Below are 18,972 nucleotides of genomic sequence, written 5' to 3'. Positions count from 1 at the left end.
TTTTATGAATCGGTTAATTAAAGTAAACGATGTGCTTGAAAGATGCACGATTTCTCGCGCAACACTTTCCTGATTAATTGCAAAGGCATACTTTCCCGCTCAGCGGCACGACGGATACGCAGGCACTGCCGGGGCTGATTAGCCAGACTCACCGTAAAATCAGGGAAGCCTCGGCTGACGGCGCTTATGACACGCGCTATTGCCATGATGTGTTATTGCGGAAAAAAATCAGGCCGCTAATCCCGCCACGAAGCGGTGCGCAATACTGGCCGGACAAGTACCATGAGCGTAACCACGCGGTGGCGAATCAACATCTGAGCGGCAGCAATGAGGTCTGGAAAAAGAAAGTGGGCCATCACCGTCGTTCAGTAGCGGAAACGGTCATGTTCCGTATCAAAACCTTGCTGGGCGGCCATCTGAGCCTGCGAAACTATGACGCGCAGGTGGGTGAAGCGATGGCGATGCTCAAAGCGCTGAACCGGATGATGTTGTTGGCAATGTCGACCAGCGTCAGGCTCGTATAACGAGTGCTCCGGTGGGAGTCCTGTATCCTTATCGTTGGCCGATTCTGAATTATTCAACAAAGCCTCATGTTGTCATAACCTACCAGATGCAGATAAAGTAGCATAAAGCGTTTTAAACGACAGCAACAAGGAAAGGGGTTGATCGTTTAATGATACTGCGCCAAATAACAAAATTCATAGTAATTAACTCCTGATTAATTCGACATATTTTTCACTAATCATAAAGCCATTTCCCAGCTTTCGCTGACTCAGAAAACATTCTGATTGTTAAAGGTGTACGAGTTCGTTCTACATCTTCCCGTTTTAATTTAAACCATCGTGTAAGCAGTGGAGTATTCTCCCAGGGAAAATAACACGACCATTTAACTTGTGATAAATCTACATTAAATTTTTTTTCAAATTTATCCAAAGCTTCATGCAGGTCATCGCCTGGAGCTTCAAATAAATCAGAATCAAGTTCTAAAGGGATTTCTTTCCAATTGCTGTCTAAATATCCGGGAATCTCTTCACGGAAGAGTGCTAACACCTCTTGCTGAATTGTGTCCATCAAAAGGATGTCCATTGTATACGATCTTTAGGGCGTGCTATTAGGTTGTATTTTGCCTGAGTTCTCCTTGATACCTGGTAAATTGAATTCACAAGACCAACCCAACCTAACCATGGAACATATCGTGCTATGACTGCGGCAAGATTATTTGTTTTTCGCATTCTTATACCAACGGGTGTAGGAACTCTAATACCAAAAGGAGTTCGTGCATTTCGTAAAAGCATTCTCCCATACCTGGAGATAACACTTGTCCCTTTGATTGCCTCTCCCGGTTTCGTTCTGGTTTTTAACCACGGTTGCCCGGCGAGGATAGCAGCACCTGACTCAATGCCAATCCCAGGTTCATCACAAAATTGCTCAAGGAAAATTACATCAAATAGTTCACCTGCTGACAGGTTCGATTGTCCGTGGTAGAAGTAGGTTCCGTTTAGTTCTTCTGTCGTATCCATTCAATCACCTTATAGACTGTTTGCCATTCATTCCAGACATCGGGACGTTTCTGCCGCTATACTAGCCTGGTAGTCAATACGCTGTCACAGGTAAAAAGAACGTTATCCGCGAAAAGTGGATGGGATATCGTAAGAATGCCAACATGTGGAGAAAGAGGGGGATGTCAGTTTACCGCGATATACGAGACGATAGTTTGTCAGTATAAGTTTCGGCTATTTTCCCGAGTCTGGGAGGCAGTTCTTTATCGCAAATAAAAAAAGCAGCAGCGAGGTGCTGCTGTATCAAAAAGCAGATTGATAAATGCAACGTAAGAGACAAATGGCCAACCGTAAAAGTGACCATAGCTATAATAATTATATTGATATTAAGTGGCAATGCAAAATATGGTCTTAATTATATCATGATGAGTTCAGCCAACTGTGATATGGCCTTATAAGGCTTGCAGTCTTTCATGGGCAGTAAGTAACGTCTGATATATGCTTAAATTCTTACTTCCTGGTTCAAGTAAAACTTTTTTAAATTCGGTCATGAGTTGCTCTTCATCTTCTTTCGAACGCATGTATTGTGGATGTTCCTGGAAGAAGGTGAGCGCCTGTTCTTTGGTTTGTTTATATTTTTCGCAAAAAATGCTTGAGCTGATTGCGCTATTTTTTGATGCGGAATTATCAGCGTTCTGGTTTGATAATGATTTATTCTTCGCAAGGTCTGACGGCACATACGGAAGAGACTGACACTCATCAATACTATTTGCGTTGGCCAGTTGCTCTTTCTGAGCGCCAGGTTGCTGTACCGGTTTGCTCACGGAGGAAGGGAGGGGCACCTGGGCACAGCCAATCAGTAAAAAGACAGGAAGACAGCTATAAAATTTTTTCATATTAACTCCAACTACAGAAGAATGAGGCACAATGTTTTTACACAACCGTCAGAACGTTATCTGACAATAGTGATAAGGGGGCGAATGCGTTTCAGGAATGCTAGCAAAAAAAACTTCTGATATAAATAATTAATTCTTCATCCCGATGACAATATTTGATTTTTTGCTGCTGCAGAATAATAAGCCAGAATTTATACACTATGAGCTGATTTTCTATTTTAAATTATCAAGCGCTGTGCAAGTGGGCCAATTTAATTAGCGGGTGGCATCAGTTTCATAATGATTGCATCAGGATTTTGCCACTCGCTCCCGGTATTGTTTACATATTAAAATGATTTTTAACTGGTGCTGACAACTATGCTAAATACGCAGGAAGTACTTAAAGAAGGAGAGAAGCGGAAAATCCGCAGCCCGGAAGCATGGTTTATACAGACGTGTTCCGCGCAAAAGCTGCATATGTCATTTTCTGAAAGCCGACGCAATGAAAACTGCCTGATTCAGGAAGGCGCGCTGCTTTTTTGCGAGCAGGCCGTTGTCGCACCAGTATCAGGAGACCTGGTTTTTCGACCGTTAAAAATTGAAGTACTCAGCAAATTACTGGCATTTATCGATGGCGCAGGATTAGTGGACACGACATATGCTGAATCCGATAAATGGGTTTTGCTGAGTCCTGAGTTTCGCGCTATTTGGCAAGATCGTAAACGCTGCGAGTACTGGTTTTTGCAGCAAATTATTACGCCTTCTCCGGCCTTCAATAAGGTACTGGCGCTGTTACGAAAAAGCGAGAGTTACTGGTTGGTTGGCTATTTACTCGCTCAGTCAACCAGCGGCAACACGATGAGAATGCTGGGAGAAGACTATGGCGTTTCTTATACCCATTTTCGTCGTTTGTGCAGCAGAGCGTTGGGCGGAAAAGCGAAGAGTGAATTACGAAACTGGCGTATGGCGCAATCGCTGCTGAATAGTGTAGAAGGCCACGAGAACATCACCCAATTAGCCGTTAATCATGGTTACTCATCGCCTTCACATTTTTCTAGTGAGATCAAAGAGCTGATCGGCGTTTCGCCGCGGAAATTATCAAATATTATTCAATTGGCAGACAAATGAAGACACATATTCTTTTGGCCAGAGTGCTGGCATGTGCCGCGCTTGTTCTGGTTGCACCTGGTTATTCTAGTGAAAAAATACCTGTAACGGGAAGTGGGTTTGTTGCGAAAGACGATAGCCTGCGGACATTTTTCGATGCCATGGCGCTACAGCTAAAGGAGCCTGTCATTGTTAGCAAAATGGCGGCACGAAAAAAAATTACGGGCAACTTTGAGTTTCACGATCCTAACGCATTACTGGAGAAGCTTTCCCTACAACTGGGGCTGATTTGGTATTTCGATGGGCAGGCTATCTATATTTATGACGCCAGTGAAATGCGCAATGCCGTGGTTTCTTTACGCAACGTCTCACTCAATGAGTTCAACAATTTTCTAAAACGCTCAGGTTTATATAACAAAAATTACCCGCTACGTGGCGATAACCGTAAAGGAACATTCTATGTTTCAGGGCCACCCGTCTATGTTGATATGGTGGTCAACGCCGCCACCATGATGGACAAGCAAAACGATGGTATTGAGCTGGGACGCCAGAAAATAGGGGTGATGCGTCTGAACAATACCTTCGTGGGCGATCGTACCTACAATCTGCGCGATCAGAAAATGGTTATCCCCGGTATTGCTACGGCGATTGAAAGGTTATTGCAGGGAGAAGAGCAACCCTTAGGTAATATTGTCAGTAGCGAACCTCCGGCGATGCCAGCGTTTTCAGCGAATGGAGAAAAAGGTAAAGCAGCAAATTATGCCGGTGGCATGAGTCTGCAGGAAGCTTTAAAGCAAAATGCCGCGGCGGGCAATATTAAAATCGTGGCCTATCCGGATACCAACAGTTTGTTAGTAAAAGGAACGGCTGAGCAGGTGCATTTTATCGAAATGCTGGTTAAAGCGCTGGATGTCGCCAAACGTCACGTAGAATTATCCCTGTGGATTGTCGATCTTAATAAAAGCGATCTGGAGCGTTTGGGCACTTCATGGAGCGGCAGCATTACTATTGGGGACAAACTTGGCGTGTCATTAAACCAGGCTTCAATAAGTACCCTTGATGGCAGTCGATTCATCGCTGCGGTAAATGCGTTAGAAGAGAAGAAACAGGCGACGGTGGTTTCGCGCCCGGTATTACTGACTCAGGAAAATGTTCCCGCTATTTTTGATAACAACAGAACGTTTTACACCAAGCTGATTGGGGAACGTAATGTGGCGCTTGAGCATGTAACATACGGAACAATGATCCGAGTGCTGCCCCGTTTTTCCGCAGATGGTCAGATAGAAATGTCGCTGGACATTGAAGATGGCAACGATAAGACGCCGCAATCCGATACTACCACCTCCGTAGATGCGTTACCCGAAGTCGGGCGAACGTTAATTAGCACTATTGCGAGAGTTCCGCACGGAAAAAGTTTGCTGGTCGGGGGTTATACACGGGATGCAAATACCGATACTGTCCAAAGTATTCCGTTTTTAGGCAAATTACCGCTTATTGGTAGCCTGTTCCGTTATTCCAGTAAGAATAAAAGTAATGTTGTTCGTGTATTCATGATTGAACCAAAAGAAATTGTCGACCCGTTAACGCCGGATGCCAGCGAATCGGTAAACAATATTCTGCAACAAAGCGGTGCCTGGAGTGGGGACGATAAGTTACAGAAATGGGTTCGTGTTTATCTGGATAGAGGTCAGGAGGCAATTAAATGATTCCTGGCTCAACCTCCGGTATTTCATTTTCCAGAATATTATCCCGGCAGACATCTCACCAGGATGCGACCCAGCATACTGATGCGCAGCAGGCGGAAATACAACAGGCCGCAGAGGATTCGTCTCCAGGGGCGGAAGTACAAAAATTTGTCCAGTCGACGGACGAAATGTCAGCGGCGCTGGCGCAATTTCGTAACCGTCGCGATTATGAAAAAAAATCCAGTAATTTATCTAATAGTTTTGAACGCGTGCTGGAGGATGAGGCTTTACCGAAGGCGAAGCAAATATTAAAGCTAATTAGCGTACATGGCGGCGCGTTAGAAGATTTTTTACGTCAGGCGCGTAGCTTATTTCCTGACCCCAGTGATTTAGTCCTTGTGTTACGCGAATTGCTTCGTCGTAAAGATCTGGAAGAGATCGTGCGGAAAAAGCTGGAGTCGTTACTTAAGCACGTTGAAGAGCAAACCGATCCGAAGACCCTCAAGGCAGGGATTAATTGTGCGTTGAAGGCCCGGCTTTTTGGGAAAACATTATCGTTAAAACCAGGCTTATTGCGCGCCAGCTATCGGCAATTTATCCAGAGTGAATCACATGAAGTGGAGATTTACTCTGACTGGATAGCCAGTTATGGCTATCAACGTCGACTGGTGGTACTGGATTTTATCGAGGGTTCGCTATTAACCGATATTGACGCGAATGACGCCAGCTGTTCGCGTCTGGAGTTTGGCCAGCTTTTACGACGTCTGACGCAACTTAAAATGTTGCGCTCCGCTGACCTACTGTTTGTGAGTACATTATTGTCGTATTCGTTTACCAAAGCGTTTAATGCGGAGGAGTCGTCGTGGCTACTACTGATGCTTTCGCTATTGCAACAGCCACATGAAGTGGATTCGCTGTTAGCCGATATTATAGGTTTGAATGCGTTATTGCTTAGTCATAAAGAACATGCATCCTTTTTGCAGATATTTTATCAAGTATGTAAAGCCATACCCTCTTCACTCTTTTATGAAGAATATTGGCAGGAAGAATTGTTAATGGCGTTACGTAGTATGACCGATATTGCCTACAAGCATGAAATGGCAGAACAGCGTCGTACTATTGAAAAGCTGTCTTAATTTAATATTAACAGGATACCTATAGTGCTGCTTTCTCTACTTAACAGTGCTCGTTTACGACCTGAATTACTGATTCTGGTACTAATGGTGATGATCATTTCTATGTTCGTCATTCCATTACCTACCTATCTGGTTGATTTCCTGATCGCACTGAATATCGTACTGGCGATATTGGTGTTTATGGGGTCGTTCTACATTGACAGAATCCTCAGTTTTTCAACGTTTCCTGCGGTACTGTTAATTACCACGCTCTTTCGTCTGGCATTATCGATCAGTACCAGCCGTCTTATATTGATTGAAGCCGATGCCGGTGAAATTATCGCCACGTTCGGGCAATTCGTTATTGGCGATAGCCTGGCGGTGGGTTTTGTTGTCTTCTCTATTGTCACCGTGGTCCAGTTTATCGTTATTACCAAAGGTTCAGAACGCGTCGCGGAAGTCGCGGCCCGATTTTCTCTGGATGGTATGCCCGGTAAACAGATGAGTATTGATGCCGATTTGAAGGCCGGTATTATTGATGCGGATGCTGCGCGCGAACGGCGAAGTGTACTGGAAAGGGAAAGCCAGCTTTACGGTTCTTTTGACGGTGCGATGAAGTTTATCAAAGGTGACGCTATTGCCGGCATCATTATTATCTTTGTGAACTTTATTGGCGGTATTTCGGTGGGGATGACCCGCCATGGTATGGATTTGTCCTCCGCCCTGTCTACTTATACCATGCTGACCATTGGTGATGGTCTTGTCGCCCAGATCCCCGCATTGTTGATTGCGATTAGTGCCGGTTTTATCGTGACTCGCGTAAATGGCGATAGCGATAATATGGGGCGGAATATCATGACGCAGCTGTTGAACAACCCATTTGTATTGGTTGTTACGGCTATTTTGACCATTTCAATGGGAACTCTGCCGGGATTCCCGCTGCCGGTATTTGTTATTTTATCGGTGGTTTTAAGCGTACTCTTCTATTTTAAATTCCGTGAAGCAAAACGTAGCGCCGCCAAACCTAAAACCAGCAAAGGCGAGCAGCCGCTCAGTATTGAGGAAAAAGAAGGGTCGTCGTTAGGACTGATTGGCGATCTCGATAAAGTCTCTACAGAGACTGTACCGTTGATATTACTTGTGCCGAAGAGCCGGCGTGAAGATCTGGAAAAAGCTCAACTTGCGGAGCGTCTACGTAGTCAGTTCTTTATTGATTATGGCGTGCGCCTGCCGGAAGTATTGTTACGCGATGGCGATGGTCTGGACGATAACAGCATCGTATTGTTGATTAATGAGATCCGTGTTGAACAATTTACGGTCTATTTTGATTTGATGCGAGTGGTAAATTATTCCGATGAAGTCGTGTCCTTTGGCATTAATCCAACAATCCATCAGCAAGGTAGCAGTCAGTATTTCTGGGTAACGCATGAAGAGGGGGAGAAACTCCGGGAGCTTGGCTATGTGTTGCGGAACGCGCTTGATGAGCTTTACCACTGTCTGGCGGTGACGCTGGCGCGCAACGTCAATGAATATTTCGGTATTCAGGAAACAAAACATATGCTGGACCAACTGGAAGCGAAATTTCCTGATTTACTTAAAGAAGTGCTCAGACATGCCACGGTACAACGTATATCTGAAGTTTTGCAGCGTTTGTTAAGCGAACGTGTTTCCGTGCGTAATATGAAATTAATTATGGAAGCGCTCGCATTGTGGGCGCCAAGAGAAAAAGATGTCATTAACCTTGTGGAGCATATTCGTGGGGCAATGGCGCGTTATATTTGCCATAAATTCGCCAATGGCGGCGAATTACGAGCAGTAATGGTATCTGCTGAAGTTGAGGATGTTATTCGCAAAGGGATCCGTCAGACCTCTGGCAGTACCTTCCTCAGCCTTGACCCGGAAGCCTCCGCTAATTTGATGGATCTCATTACACTTAAGTTGGATGATTTATTGATTGCACATAAAGATCTTGTCCTCCTTACGTCTGTCGATGTCCGTCGATTTATTAAGAAAATGATTGAAGGTCGTTTTCCGGATCTGGAGGTTTTATCTTTCGGTGAGATAGCAGATAGCAAGTCAGTGAATGTTATAAAAACAATATAAGGGCTTAATTAAGGAAAAGATCTATGCAACATTTGGATATCGCTGAATTAGTTCGTTCCGCACTGGAAGTAAGTGGTTGCGATCCTTCACTCATCGGAGGAATAGATAGCCATTCAACAATTGTTCTGGATTTATTTGCATTGCCAAGTATCTGTATCAGCGTCAAGGACGATGATGTATGGATCTGGGCGCAATTGGGTGCTGACAGCATGGTGGTATTACAACAGCGGGCTTATGAAATCTTAATGACCATAATGGAAGGATGCCATTTTGCCCGCGGCGGGCAATTACTACTGGGGGAGCAGAATGGGGAGCTAACGCTTAAAGCCTTAGTGCATCCGGATTTTTTATCTGACGGTGAAAAGTTCTCTACTGCCTTGAATGGGTTTTACAACTATCTGGAAGTTTTTAGTCGGTCGCTAATGAGATGAAAACACCTCGTTTACTGCAATATCTGGCCTACCCACAAAAAATAACCGGCCCAATTATTGAGGCGGAATTGCGCGATGTAGCCATTGGCGAACTGTGTGAAATACGCCGTGGCTGGCACCAAAAACAGGTTGTTGCACGTGCGCAGGTGGTTGGCTTACAGCGGGAACGCACCGTGCTGAGCCTTATCGGCAATGCCCAGGGGCTGAGCCGCGATGTCGTGCTTTATCCCACTGGACGTGCGTTATCGGCGTGGGTGGGATACTCGGTATTAGGCGCGGTGTTGGATCCGACAGGGAAAATCGTTGAGCGTTTTACCCCTGAAGTGGCGCCGATTAGCGAAGAACGCGTTATTGATGTCGCACCGCCTTCTTACGCTTCGCGCGTTGGCGTCCGTGAACCGCTGATTACCGGTGTGCGCGCGATTGACGGGTTATTGACCTGTGGCGTAGGCCAGCGAATGGGCATTTTTGCCTCCGCAGGATGCGGTAAGACCATGCTGATGCATATGCTGATCGAGCAAACGGAGGCGGATGTTTTTGTTATTGGTCTTATCGGTGAACGAGGCCGCGAGGTCACTGAATTCGTGGATATGTTGCGCGCTTCGCATAAGAAAGAAAAATGCGTGCTGGTTTTTGCCACTTCCGATTTCCCCTCGGTCGATCGCTGCAATGCAGCGCAACTGGCGACAACCGTAGCGGAATATTTTCGCGACCAGGGAAAACGGGTCGTGCTTTTTATCGATTCCATGACCCGTTATGCGCGTGCTTTGCGAGACGTGGCACTGGCGTCGGGAGAGCGTCCGGCCCGTCGAGGTTATCCCGCCTCCGTATTCGATAATTTGCCCCGCTTGCTGGAACGCCCCGGGGCGACCAGCGAGGGAAGCATTACTGCCTTTTATACGGTACTGCTGGAAAGCGAGGAAGAGGCGGACCCGATGGCGGATGAAATTCGCTCTATCCTTGACGGTCACCTGTATCTGAGCAGAAAGCTGGCCGGGCAGGGACATTACCCGGCAATCGATGTACTGAAAAGCGTAAGCCGCGTTTTTGGACAAGTCACGACGCCGACACATGCTGAACAGGCATCTGCCGTGCGTAAATTAATGACGCGTCTGGAAGAGCTCCAGCTTTTCATTGACTTGGGAGAATATCGTCCTGGCGAAAATATCGATAACGATCGGGCGATGCAGATGCGGGATAGCCTGAAAGCCTGGTTATGCCAGCCGGTAGCGCAATATTCATCCTTTGATGACACGTTGAGCGGTATGAATGCATTCGCTGACCAGAATTAAAGTATTGCAGCGGCGCTGTACGGTATTTCATTCACAGTGTGAGTCGATATTACTTCGCTATCAGGATGAGGACCGCGGGCTGCAGGCCGAGGAGGAGGCGATCCTTGAACAAATAGCGGGTCTGAAATTGTTATTAGATACGCTGCGTGCAGAAAACAGACAGCTCAGTCGTGAGGAAATTTATACGTTATTACGTAAGCAGTCTATTGTTCGCCGGCAGATAAAAGATTTAGAACTCCAGATTATACAAATTCAGGAAAAACGGAGCGAGCTGGAAAAGAAAAGGGAAGAGTTTCAGAAAAAAAGTAAATATTGGTTGCGCAAAGAAGGGAACTATCAACGCTGGATAATCCGTCAGAAAAGACACTATATCCAGCGAGAGATACAGCAGGAAGAGGCCGAGTCAGAGGAGATAATTTAATGGGCGATGTGTCAGCTGTCAGTTCATCCGGGAACATTTTACTGCCGCAGCAGGATGAGGTTGGCGGTTTATCAGAAGCATTAAAAAAAGCGGTGGAAAAACATAAGACAGAATATTCCGATCATAAAAAAGATCGCGACTATGGCGATGCTTTCGTAATGCATAAAGAAACGGCTTTACCGGTATTGCTGGCGGCATGGCGACATGGCGCGCTAGCGAAATCAGAACATCACAATGGCAACGTTTCTGGTCTGCATCATAACGGAAAAGGCGAACTCAGGATTGCTGAAAAACTGTTGAAAGTCACTGCTGAAAAATCTGTCGGTTTGATCTCTGCGGAGGCCAAAGTAGATAAATCCGCAGCGTTGCTATCGTCTAAAAATAGGCCGTTAGAAAGCGTAAGTGGTAAAAAATTATCTGCTGATTTAAAAGCTGTGGAATCCGTTAGTGAAGTAACCGATAACGCCACGGGAATCTCTGACGATAATATCAAGGCATTGCCTGGGGATAATAAAGCCATCGCGGGTGAAGGCGTTCGTAAAGAGGGCGCGCCGCTGGCGCGGGATGTCGCACCTGCCCGAATGGCCGCAGCCAATACCGGTAAGCCTGACGATAAAGATCATAAAAAGGTTAAAGATGTTTCTCAGCTTCCGCTGCAACCAACCACTATCGCCGATCTTAGCCAATTAACCGGCGGCGATGAAAAAATGCCTTTAGCGGCGCAATCAAAGCCGATGATGACTATTTTTCCCACTGCCGATGGCGTGAAAGGGGAGGATAGCTCACTGACTTACCGTTTTCAGCGCTGGGGAAATGACTATTCCGTCAATATTCAGGCGCGGCAAGCAGGGGAGTTTTCGTTAATACCGTCAAATACGCAGGTTGAACATCGTTTGCATGATCAATGGCAAAACGGTAATCCCCAGCGCTGGCACCTGACGCGAGACGATCAACAAAATCCGCAGCAGCAACAGCACAGACAGCAATCTGGCGAGGAGGATGACGCCTGATGTCATTGCGTGTGAGACAGATTGATCGTCGCGAATGGCTATTGGCGCAAACCGCGACAGAATGCCAGCGCCATGGCCAGGAAGCTACGCTGGAATATCCGACGCGACAGGGAATGTGGGTTCGGTTGAGCGATGCAGAAAAACGGTGGTCGGCGTGGATTCAACCTGGGGACTGGCTTGAGCATGTCTCTCCCGCTCTGGCGGGGGCGGCGGTTTCTGCTGGCGCTGAGCACCTGGTCGTTCCCTGGCTTGCTGCAACAGAGCGACCGTTTGAGTTGCCCGTGCCGCATTTGTCCTGTCGGCGTTTATGCGTAGAGAACCCCGTGCCGGGAAGCGCGCTGCCGGAAGGGAAATTGTTGCACATTATGAGCGATCGGGGCGGCCTGTGGTTTGAATATCTTCCTGAACTGCCTGCAGTCGGGGGCGGCAGGCCGAAAATGCTGCATTGGCCGTTGCGCTTTGTAATCGGTAGCAGTGATACGCAGCGTTCGTTGCTGGGCCGAATCGGGATCGGAGATGTACTCCTGATTCGTACTTCCCGTGCGGAAGTTTATTGCTACGCGAAAAAGTTAGGTCATTTCAACCGTGTTGAAGGGGGAATTATTGTGGAAACGTTAGATATTCAACATATCGAAGAAGAAAATAATACAACTGAAACTGCAGAAACTCTGCCTGGCTTGAACCAATTGCCCGTCAAACTGGAATTTGTTTTGTATCGTAAGAACGTTACCCTCGCCGAACTCGAAACCATGGGGCAGCAGCAGCTATTATCACTGCCGACCAATGCTGAACTTAACGTTGAAATTATGGCGAATGGTGTTTTGCTGGGTAATGGCGAACTGGTACAGATGAATGACACCTTAGGCGTTGAGATCCATGAATGGCTGAGCGAGTCTGGTAATGGGGAATGATATCTCATTAATTGCCTTACTGGCATTTTCCACCCTGTTGCCATTTATTATTGCGTCAGGAACCTGTTTCGTTAAATTTTCTATTGTATTTGTCATGGTGCGTAACGCCCTGGGATTGCAGCAGATACCTTCAAATATGACGCTTAACGGCGTCGCATTGCTGCTTTCTATGTTTGTTATGTGGCCCATAATGCATGATGCCTACGTCTATTTTGAGGACGAAGATGTCACCTTTAATGATATTTCGTCATTAAGTAAACACGTTGATGAAGGTCTGGATGGTTATCGCGATTATCTGATCAAATATTCAGATCGCGAGTTAGTTCAGTTTTTTGAAAACGCGCAACTGAAGCGTCAGTATGGAGAAGAGACCGAGACGGTAAAGCGTGACAAAGATGAAATTGAAAAACCATCAATATTTGCGTTATTACCTGCTTATGCGCTGAGCGAAATAAAAAGCGCGTTTAAAATTGGTTTTTATCTCTATTTGCCCTTTGTTGTCGTCGACCTGGTGGTATCCAGCGTGCTACTGGCGCTGGGGATGATGATGATGAGTCCGGTGACGATATCTACACCTATTAAGCTGGTGCTTTTTGTCGCGCTTGATGGCTGGACATTACTGTCTAAGGGATTGATTTTACAGTATATGGACATTGCAACATGACATCATTACGAGACGGGATAGTTAAATGGATGATTTAGTGTTTGCAGGTAATAAGGCGCTCTATCTTGTTTTGATCCTGTCAGGGTGGCCGACGATTGTCGCAACGATTATCGGCCTCCTGGTAGGGTTATTCCAGACGGTAACGCAATTACAGGAACAGACGCTGCCTTTTGGCATTAAATTACTTGGCGTGTGTTTATGCTTGTTTTTATTCTCTGGCTGGTATGGCGAAGTTTTACTCTCTTACGGGCGTCAGGTGATATTCCTGGCGTTGGCTAAGGGGTAAAAAATGTTTTACGCGTTGTACTTTGAAATTCATCACCTGGTTGCGTCTGCGGCACTAGGGTTTGCTCGCGTGGCGCCGATTTTTTTCTTCCTGCCGTTTTTGAATAGCGGGGTATTAAGCGGCGCGCCGAGAAACGCCATTATCATCCTGGTGGCATTGGGAGTATGGCCGCATGCATTGAACGAGGCGCCGCCGTTTTTATCGGTGGCGATGATCCCGTTAGTTCTGCAAGAAGCGGCGGTAGGCGTCATGCTGGGCTGTCTGCTGTCATGGCCTTTTTGGGTTATGCATGCGCTGGGTTGTATTATCGATAACCAGCGAGGGGCAACGCTAAGTAGCAGTATCGATCCGGCAAACGGCATTGATACCTCGGAAATGGCTAATTTCCTGAATATGTTTGCCGCTGTCGTTTATTTACAAAACGGCGGTCTGGTCACGATGGTTGACGTGTTAAATAAAAGCTATCAGCTATGCGATCCGATGAACGAGTGCACGCCTTCATTACCGCCGCTATTAACGTTTATTAATCAGGTGGCTCAAAACGCCTTGGTTCTGGCCAGTCCGGTGGTATTAGTGCTGTTGCTGTCAGAAGTATTCCTGGGTTTATTGTCGCGCTTTGCTCCGCAAATGAACGCCTTTGCGATTTCACTGACGGTAAAAAGCGGCATTGCCGTTTTAATTATGCTGCTTTATTTCTCTCCGGTGCTACCGGACAATGTACTGCGACTCTCTTTCCAGGCCACAGGATTAAGCAGTTGGTTTTACGAGCGAGGGGCGACGCATGTCCTCGAATAAAACAGAAAAACCGACTAAAAAACGGCTGGAAGACTCCGCTAAAAAAGGCCAGTCATTTAAAAGTAAAGATCTCATTATCGCCTGCCTGACGCTGGGAGGAATTGCCTATCTGGTGTCGTATGGCTCATTTAATGAGTTTATGGGGATAATTAAGATCATTATTGCGGATAATTTTGATCAGAGCATGGCTGACTACAGTTTGGCCGTTTTTGGGATAGGGTTAAAATATCTGATTCCATTTATGCTGCTCTGCTTAGTGTGTTCCGCATTACCAGCGTTATTACAGGCCGGTTTTGTGCTGGCGACAGAAGCATTAAAACCTAATTTATCGGCGTTAAACCCGGTAGAAGGGGCGAAAAAACTTTTTAGTATGCGAACGGTTAAAGATACGGTCAAAACCCTACTGTATCTCTCATCCTTTGTGGTGGCCGCCATCATTTGCTGGAAGAAATATAAGGTTGAAATCTTTTCTCAGCTAAATGGCAATATTGTAGGTATTGCCGTCATTTGGCGTGAGCTTCTTCTCGCGTTGGTATTAACTTGCCTTGCTTGCGCATTGATTGTCTTATTATTGGATGCTATTGCGGAATATTTCCTGACCATGAAAGATATGAAAATGGATAAGGAAGAAGTGAAGCGTGAAATGAAGGAGCAGGAAGGGAACCCAGAGGTTAAATCTAAAAGACGTGAAGTTCATATGGAAATTCTGTCTGAACAGGTGAAATCCGATATTGAAAACTCACGCCTGATTGTTGCCAACCCCACGCATATTACGATCGGGATTTATTTTAAACCCGAACTGATGCCGATTCCGATGATCTCGGTGTATGAAACGAATCAGCGCGCACTGGCCGTCCGCGCCTATGCGGAGAAGGTTGGCGTACCTGTGATCGTCGATATCAAACTGGCGCGCAGTCTTTTCAAAACCCATCGCCGTTATGATCTGGTGAGTCTGGAAGAAATTGATGAAGTTTTACGTCTTCTGGTTTGGCTGGAAGAGGTAGAAAACGCGGGCAAAGACGTTATTCAGCCACAAGAAAATGAAGTACGACATTGAGCCGCGTAAAGCAGTAGCGATGTATTCATTGGGCGTTTTTTGAATGTTCACTAACCACCGTCGGGGTTTAATAACTGCATCAGATAAACGCAGTCGTTAAGTTCTACAAAGTCGGTGACAGATAACAGGAGTAAGTAATGGATTATCAAAATAATGTCAGCGAAGAACGTGTTGCGGAAATGATTTGGGATGCCGTTAGTGAAGGCGCCACGCTAAAAGACGTTCATGGGATCCCTCAAGATATGATGGACGGTTTATATGCTCATGCTTATGAGTTTTATAACCAGGGACGACTGGATGAAGCTGAGACATTCTTTCGTTTCTTATGCATTTATGATTTTTACAATCCCGATTACACCATGGGACTGGCGGCAGTATGCCAACTGAAAAAACAATTTCAGAAAGCATGTGACCTTTATGCAGTAGCGTTTACGTTACTTAAAAATGATTATCGCCCCGTTTTTTTTACCGGGCAGTGTCAATTATTAATGCGTAAGGCGGCAAAAGCCAGGCAGTGTTTTGAACTTGTCAATGAACGTACTGAAGATGAGTCTCTGCGGGCAAAAGCGTTGGTCTATCTGGAGGCGCTAAAAACGGCGGAGACAGAGCAGCACAGTGAACAAGAAAAGGAATAATTATGGTAAATGACGCAAGTAGCATTAGCCGTAGCGGATATACCCAAAATCCGCGCCTCGCTGAGGCGGCTTTTGAAGGCGTTCGTAAGAACACGGACTTTTTAAAAGCGGCGGATAAAGCTTTTAAAGATGTGGTGGCAACGAAAGCGGGCGACCTTAAAGCTGGAACAAAGTCCGGCGAGAGCGCTATTAATACGGTGGGTCTAAAGCCGCCTACGGACGCCGCCCGGGAAAAACTCTCCAGCGAAGGGCAATTGACATTACTGCTTGGCAAGTTAATGACCCTACTGGGCGATGTTTCGCTGTCTCAACTGGAGTCTCGTCTGGCGGTATGGCAGGCGATGATTGAGTCACAAAAAGAGATGGGGATTCAGGTATCGAAAGAATTCCAGACAGCTCTGGGAGAGGCTCAGGAGGCGACGGATCTCTATGAAGCCAGCATCAAAAAGACGGATACCGCCAAGAGTGTTTATGACGCTGCGGCCAAAAAACTGACGCAGGCGCAAAATAAATTGCAATCGCTGGACCCGGCTGACCCCGGCTATGCACAAGCTGAAGCCGCGGTAGAACAGGCCGGAAAAGAAGCGACAGAGGCGAAAGAGGCATTAGATAAGGCCACGGATGCGACGGTTAAAGCAGGCACAGACGCCAAAGCGAAAGCCGAGAAAGCGGATAACATTCTGACCAAATTCCAGGGAACGGCTAATGCCGCCTCTCAGAATCAGGTTTCCCAGGGTGAGCAGGATAATCTGTCAAATGTCGCCCGCCTCACTATGCTCATGGCCATGTTTATTGAGATTGTGGGCAAAAATACGGAAGAAAGCCTGCAAAACGATCTTGCGCTTTTCAACGCCTTGCAGGAAGGGCGTCAGGCGGAGATGGAAAAGAAATCGGCTGAATTCCAGGAAGAGACGCGCAAAGCCGAGGAAACGAACCGCATTATGGGATGTATCGGGAAAGTCCTCGGCGCGCTGCTAACCATTGTCAGCGTTGTGGCAGCTGTTTTTACCGGTGGGGCGAGTCTGGCGCTGGCTGCGGTGGGACTTGCGGTAATGGTGGCCGATGAAATTGTGAAGGCGGCGACGGGGGTGTCGTTTATTCAGCAGGCGCTAAACCCGATTATGGAGCATGTGCTGAAGCCGTTAATGGAGCTGATTGGCAAGGCGATTACCAAAGCGCTGGAAGGATTAGGCGTCGATAAGAAAACGGCAGAGATGGCCGGCAGCATTGTTGGTGCGATTGTCGCCGCTATTGCGATGGTAGCGGTCATTGTGGTGGTCGCAGTTGTCGGGAAAGGCGCGGCGGCGAAACTGGGTAACGCGCTGAGCAAAATGATGGGCGAAACGATTAAGAAGTTGGTGCCTAACGTGCTGAAACAGTTGGCGCAAAACGGCAGCAAACTCTTTACCCAGGGGATGCAACGTATTACTAGCGGCCTGGGTAATGTGGGTAGCAAGATGGGCCTGCAAACGAATGCCTTAAGTAAAGAGCTGGTAGGTAATACCCTAAATAAAGTGGCGTTGGGCATGGAAGTCACGAATACCGCAGCCCAGTCAGCCGGTGGTGTTGCCGAGGGGGTATTTATTAAAAATGCCAGCGAGGCGCTTGCTGATTTTATGCTCGCCCGTTTTGCCATGGATCAGATTCAGCAGTGGCTTAAACAATCCGTAGAAATATTTGGTGAAAACCAGAAGGTAACGGCGGAACTGCAAAAAGCCATGTCTTCTGCGGTACAGCAAAATGCGGATGCTTCGCGTTTTATTCTGCGCCAGAGTCGCGCATAAAAACTGCCAAAATAAAGGGAGAAAAATATGTTAATTAGTAATGTGGGAGTAAATCCCGCCGCTTATTTAAATAATCATTCTGTTGAGAATAGTTCACAGACAGCTTCGCAATCCGTTAGCGCTAAAGATATTCTGAATAGTATTGGTATTAGCAGCAGTAAAGTCAGTGACCTGGGGTTGAGTCCTACGCTGAGCGCGCCTGCGCCAGGGGTATTAACGCAAACCCCCGGAACGATCACGTCCTTTTTAAAAGCCAGTATTCAAAATACCGACATGAATCAGGATTTGAATGCCCTGGCAAATAATGTCACGACTAAAGCGAATGAGGTTGTGCAAACCCAGTTACGCGAGCAGCAGGCAGAAGTCGGAAAGTTTTTTGATATTAGCGGAATGTCTTCCAGTGCCGTTGCGCTGTTGGCTGCCGCGAATACGTTAATGCTGACGTTGAACCAGGCTGATAGCAAACTGTCTGGTAAGTTGTCATTAGTCAGTTTTGATGCAGCTAAAACGACGGCAAGCTCCATGATGCGCGAAGGGATGAATGCGTTGTCCGGTAGTATTTCCCAGAGCGCGCTTCAGTTGGGGATCACTGGCGTGGGCGCCAAAATGGAATATAAGGGGCTGCAGAATGAAAGAGGCGCGCTTAAACATAATGCCGCGAAGATCGATAAACTGACCACTGAAAGCCACAGTATTAAAAACGTGCTGAACGGGCAGAATAGCGTCAAACTCGGTGCTGAAGGCGTCGATTCTCTGAAATCGTTAAATATGAAGAAAACCGGTACCGATGCGACGAAAAATCTTAATGATGCGACGCTTAAATCTAATGCCGGAACCAGCGCCACGGAAAGTCTGGGTATTAAAGACAGTAATAAACAAATCTCCCCTGAACATCAGGCTATTCTGTCGAAACGTCTTGAGTCTGTCGAATCCGATATTCGTCTTGAGCAGAATACCATGGATATGACCCGAATTGATGCGCGCAAGATGCAGATGACGGGCGATCTGATTATGAAGAACTCGGTCACGGTCGGTGGTATTGCAGGGGCGTCCGGGCAGTACGCCGCTACTCAGGAACGTTCCGAGCAGCAAATTAGCCAGGTGAATAACCGTGTTGCCAGCACCGCATCGGACGAAGCCCGTGAAAGTTCACGTAAATCGACCAGCCTGATTCAGGAAATGCTGAAAACAATGGAGAGCATTAACCAGTCGAAAGCATCCGCACTTGCTGCTATCGCAGGCAATATTCGCGCTTAATCTGAAAGGTCATCTATACGCCATCATGGGTGTGATTTAATCGCG

General features: G+C 46.7%; 19 protein-coding genes and 2 pseudogenes. 17 read left to right on the top strand and 4 right to left on the bottom strand.

Annotated features, from left to right (window positions below):
* Window positions 1-98: 98 nt before the first annotated feature.
* Window positions 99-524, top strand: a pseudogene (locus NA389_RS12685) (transposase); the annotation flags it as partial.
* Window positions 525-596: 72 nt separating this feature from the next.
* Here the strand turns inward: NA389_RS12685 and NA389_RS12680 are convergent.
* The 4 genes and pseudogenes from NA389_RS12680 to invH all read right to left on the bottom strand — a co-directional run.
* Window positions 597-689 (bottom strand): annotated as a pseudogene (locus tag NA389_RS12680) (GNAT family N-acetyltransferase); the annotation flags it as partial.
* Window positions 690-738: 49 nt separating this feature from the next.
* Window positions 739-1,086, bottom strand: a complete 348-nt coding sequence (locus NA389_RS12675; RefSeq protein ID WP_001555786.1) for a DUF1493 family protein — start codon at window positions 1,084-1,086, stop codon at window positions 739-741.
* Entirely contained in the window at window positions 1,071-1,520 is a 450-nt protein-coding gene (locus NA389_RS12670; RefSeq protein ID WP_000381617.1) for an STM2901 family protein, read from the bottom strand. The genes NA389_RS12675 and NA389_RS12670 overlap by 16 nt, the downstream gene beginning before the upstream one ends.
* 431 nt (window positions 1,521-1,951) lie before the next feature.
* Complete coding sequence (gene invH / locus NA389_RS12665) at window positions 1,952-2,395, bottom strand: SPI-1 type III secretion system invasion lipoprotein InvH (RefSeq protein WP_000715100.1); 444 nt, start codon at window positions 2,393-2,395, stop codon at window positions 1,952-1,954.
* 456 nt (window positions 2,396-2,851) lie between these two features.
* Here invH and invF point away from each other — a divergent pair, with 456 nt between their 5' ends.
* The 16 genes from invF (at window position 2,852) to sipC (ending at window position 18,927) form a co-directional block, all read left to right on the top strand.
* Window positions 2,852-3,502, top strand: coding sequence for a type III secretion system transcriptional activator InvF (gene invF, locus NA389_RS12660; protein WP_023217563.1), 651 nt, complete (start codon window positions 2,852-2,854; stop codon window positions 3,500-3,502).
* Window positions 3,499-5,187 (top strand): type III secretion system outer membrane ring protein InvG, encoded by a 1,689-nt coding sequence (invG, locus tag NA389_RS12655; RefSeq protein ID WP_000848100.1) that lies wholly within the window; start codon window positions 3,499-3,501, stop codon window positions 5,185-5,187. Before invF ends, invG begins: the two co-directional genes overlap by 4 nt.
* A complete protein-coding gene (invE, locus tag NA389_RS12650; RefSeq protein ID WP_000612171.1) occupies window positions 5,184-6,302 on the top strand; it encodes a type III secretion system gatekeeper InvE in 1,119 nt (372 codons plus the stop codon). The genes invG and invE overlap by 4 nt, the downstream gene beginning before the upstream one ends.
* 24 nt (window positions 6,303-6,326) lie before the next feature.
* Window positions 6,327-8,384, top strand: a complete 2,058-nt coding sequence (invA, locus tag NA389_RS12645) for a type III secretion system export apparatus protein InvA (RefSeq protein WP_000927217.1) — start codon at window positions 6,327-6,329, stop codon at window positions 8,382-8,384.
* Window positions 8,385-8,407: 23 nt separating this feature from the next.
* Complete coding sequence (gene spaK, locus NA389_RS12640; RefSeq protein ID WP_001164066.1) at window positions 8,408-8,815, top strand: SPI-1 type III secretion system chaperone SpaK; 408 nt, start codon at window positions 8,408-8,410, stop codon at window positions 8,813-8,815.
* Entirely contained in the window at window positions 8,812-10,107 is a 1,296-nt protein-coding gene (gene invC / locus NA389_RS12635) for a SctN family type III secretion system ATPase InvC (RefSeq protein ID WP_000856766.1), read from the top strand. The genes spaK and invC overlap by 4 nt, the downstream gene beginning before the upstream one ends.
* Window positions 10,085-10,528, top strand: coding sequence for an SPI-1 type III secretion system protein SpaM (gene spaM / locus NA389_RS12630; RefSeq protein WP_000555884.1), 444 nt, complete (start codon window positions 10,085-10,087; stop codon window positions 10,526-10,528). Before invC ends, spaM begins: the two co-directional genes overlap by 23 nt.
* Window positions 10,528-11,538, top strand: coding sequence for an SPI-1 type III secretion system protein SpaN (gene spaN, locus NA389_RS12625; RefSeq protein ID WP_000503092.1), 1,011 nt, complete (start codon window positions 10,528-10,530; stop codon window positions 11,536-11,538). Before spaM ends, spaN begins: the two co-directional genes overlap by 1 nt.
* Window positions 11,538-12,449: an SPI-1 type III secretion system protein SpaO gene (spaO, locus tag NA389_RS12620; protein ID WP_000058729.1), complete on the top strand. Its 912-nt coding sequence runs from the start codon at window positions 11,538-11,540 to the stop codon at window positions 12,447-12,449. The genes spaN and spaO overlap by 1 nt, the downstream gene beginning before the upstream one ends.
* Complete coding sequence (gene spaP, locus NA389_RS12615; RefSeq protein ID WP_000526016.1) at window positions 12,439-13,113, top strand: SPI-1 type III secretion system export apparatus protein SpaP; 675 nt, start codon at window positions 12,439-12,441, stop codon at window positions 13,111-13,113. Before spaO ends, spaP begins: the two co-directional genes overlap by 11 nt.
* Before the next feature lie 25 nt (window positions 13,114-13,138).
* On the top strand, window positions 13,139-13,399 hold the full coding sequence (gene spaQ, locus NA389_RS12610) for an SPI-1 type III secretion system export apparatus protein SpaQ (RefSeq protein ID WP_438795984.1): 261 nt from the start codon (window positions 13,139-13,141) through the stop codon (window positions 13,397-13,399).
* Between the two features lie 3 nt (window positions 13,400-13,402).
* Window positions 13,403-14,194: an SPI-1 type III secretion system export apparatus protein SpaR gene (spaR, locus tag NA389_RS12605; RefSeq protein ID WP_000498965.1), complete on the top strand. Its 792-nt coding sequence runs from the start codon at window positions 13,403-13,405 to the stop codon at window positions 14,192-14,194.
* Window positions 14,181-15,251: an SPI-1 type III secretion system export apparatus protein SpaS gene (gene spaS / locus NA389_RS12600; RefSeq protein ID WP_000097719.1), complete on the top strand. Its 1,071-nt coding sequence runs from the start codon at window positions 14,181-14,183 to the stop codon at window positions 15,249-15,251. Before spaR ends, spaS begins: the two co-directional genes overlap by 14 nt.
* 137 nt (window positions 15,252-15,388) lie before the next feature.
* Entirely contained in the window at window positions 15,389-15,886 is a 498-nt protein-coding gene (gene sicA / locus NA389_RS12595) for a SycD/LcrH family type III secretion system chaperone SicA (RefSeq protein WP_000386309.1), read from the top strand.
* A gap of 2 nt (window positions 15,887-15,888) precedes the next feature.
* Entirely contained in the window at window positions 15,889-17,670 is a 1,782-nt protein-coding gene (gene sipB / locus NA389_RS12590; RefSeq protein ID WP_000245782.1) for an SPI-1 type III secretion system needle tip complex protein SipB, read from the top strand.
* 27 nt (window positions 17,671-17,697) lie between these two features.
* Window positions 17,698-18,927 (top strand): SPI-1 type III secretion system needle tip complex protein SipC, encoded by a 1,230-nt coding sequence (gene sipC / locus NA389_RS12585; RefSeq protein ID WP_000909029.1) that lies wholly within the window; start codon window positions 17,698-17,700, stop codon window positions 18,925-18,927.
* Window positions 18,928-18,972 lie beyond the last annotated feature (45 nt).

The sequence above is a fragment of the Salmonella sp. NW645 genome (assembly GCF_051703725.1).
GTDB lineage: Bacteria > Pseudomonadota > Gammaproteobacteria > Enterobacterales > Enterobacteriaceae > Salmonella > Salmonella enterica.
This window is presented reverse-complemented; position numbering and strand designations above follow the sequence as displayed.

Coding starts and splice junctions, on each gene's coding strand:
- spaQ (WP_438795984.1), top strand. CDS start 13,139: ATGGATGATTTAGTGTTTGCAGGTAATAAGGCGCTCTATCTTGTTTTG.
- spaR (WP_000498965.1), top strand. CDS start 13,403: ATGTTTTACGCGTTGTACTTTGAAATTCATCACCTGGTTGCGTCTGCG.
- sipC (WP_000909029.1), top strand. CDS start 17,698: ATGTTAATTAGTAATGTGGGAGTAAATCCCGCCGCTTATTTAAATAAT.
- spaP (WP_000526016.1), top strand. CDS start 12,439: ATGGGGAATGATATCTCATTAATTGCCTTACTGGCATTTTCCACCCTG.
- invE (WP_000612171.1), top strand. CDS start 5,184: ATGATTCCTGGCTCAACCTCCGGTATTTCATTTTCCAGAATATTATCC.
- NA389_RS12670 (WP_000381617.1), bottom strand. CDS start 1,520: ATGGATACGACAGAAGAACTAAACGGAACCTACTTCTACCACGGACAA.
- sipB (WP_000245782.1), top strand. CDS start 15,889: ATGGTAAATGACGCAAGTAGCATTAGCCGTAGCGGATATACCCAAAAT.
- spaN (WP_000503092.1), top strand. CDS start 10,528: ATGGGCGATGTGTCAGCTGTCAGTTCATCCGGGAACATTTTACTGCCG.
- spaM (WP_000555884.1), top strand. CDS start 10,085: ATGCATTCGCTGACCAGAATTAAAGTATTGCAGCGGCGCTGTACGGTA.
- invC (WP_000856766.1), top strand. CDS start 8,812: ATGAAAACACCTCGTTTACTGCAATATCTGGCCTACCCACAAAAAATA.
- invG (WP_000848100.1), top strand. CDS start 3,499: ATGAAGACACATATTCTTTTGGCCAGAGTGCTGGCATGTGCCGCGCTT.
- spaO (WP_000058729.1), top strand. CDS start 11,538: ATGTCATTGCGTGTGAGACAGATTGATCGTCGCGAATGGCTATTGGCG.
- spaS (WP_000097719.1), top strand. CDS start 14,181: ATGTCCTCGAATAAAACAGAAAAACCGACTAAAAAACGGCTGGAAGAC.
- NA389_RS12675 (WP_001555786.1), bottom strand. CDS start 1,086: ATGGACATCCTTTTGATGGACACAATTCAGCAAGAGGTGTTAGCACTC.
- invH (WP_000715100.1), bottom strand. CDS start 2,395: ATGAAAAAATTTTATAGCTGTCTTCCTGTCTTTTTACTGATTGGCTGT.
- invF (WP_023217563.1), top strand. CDS start 2,852: ATGTCATTTTCTGAAAGCCGACGCAATGAAAACTGCCTGATTCAGGAA.
- sicA (WP_000386309.1), top strand. CDS start 15,389: ATGGATTATCAAAATAATGTCAGCGAAGAACGTGTTGCGGAAATGATT.
- spaK (WP_001164066.1), top strand. CDS start 8,408: ATGCAACATTTGGATATCGCTGAATTAGTTCGTTCCGCACTGGAAGTA.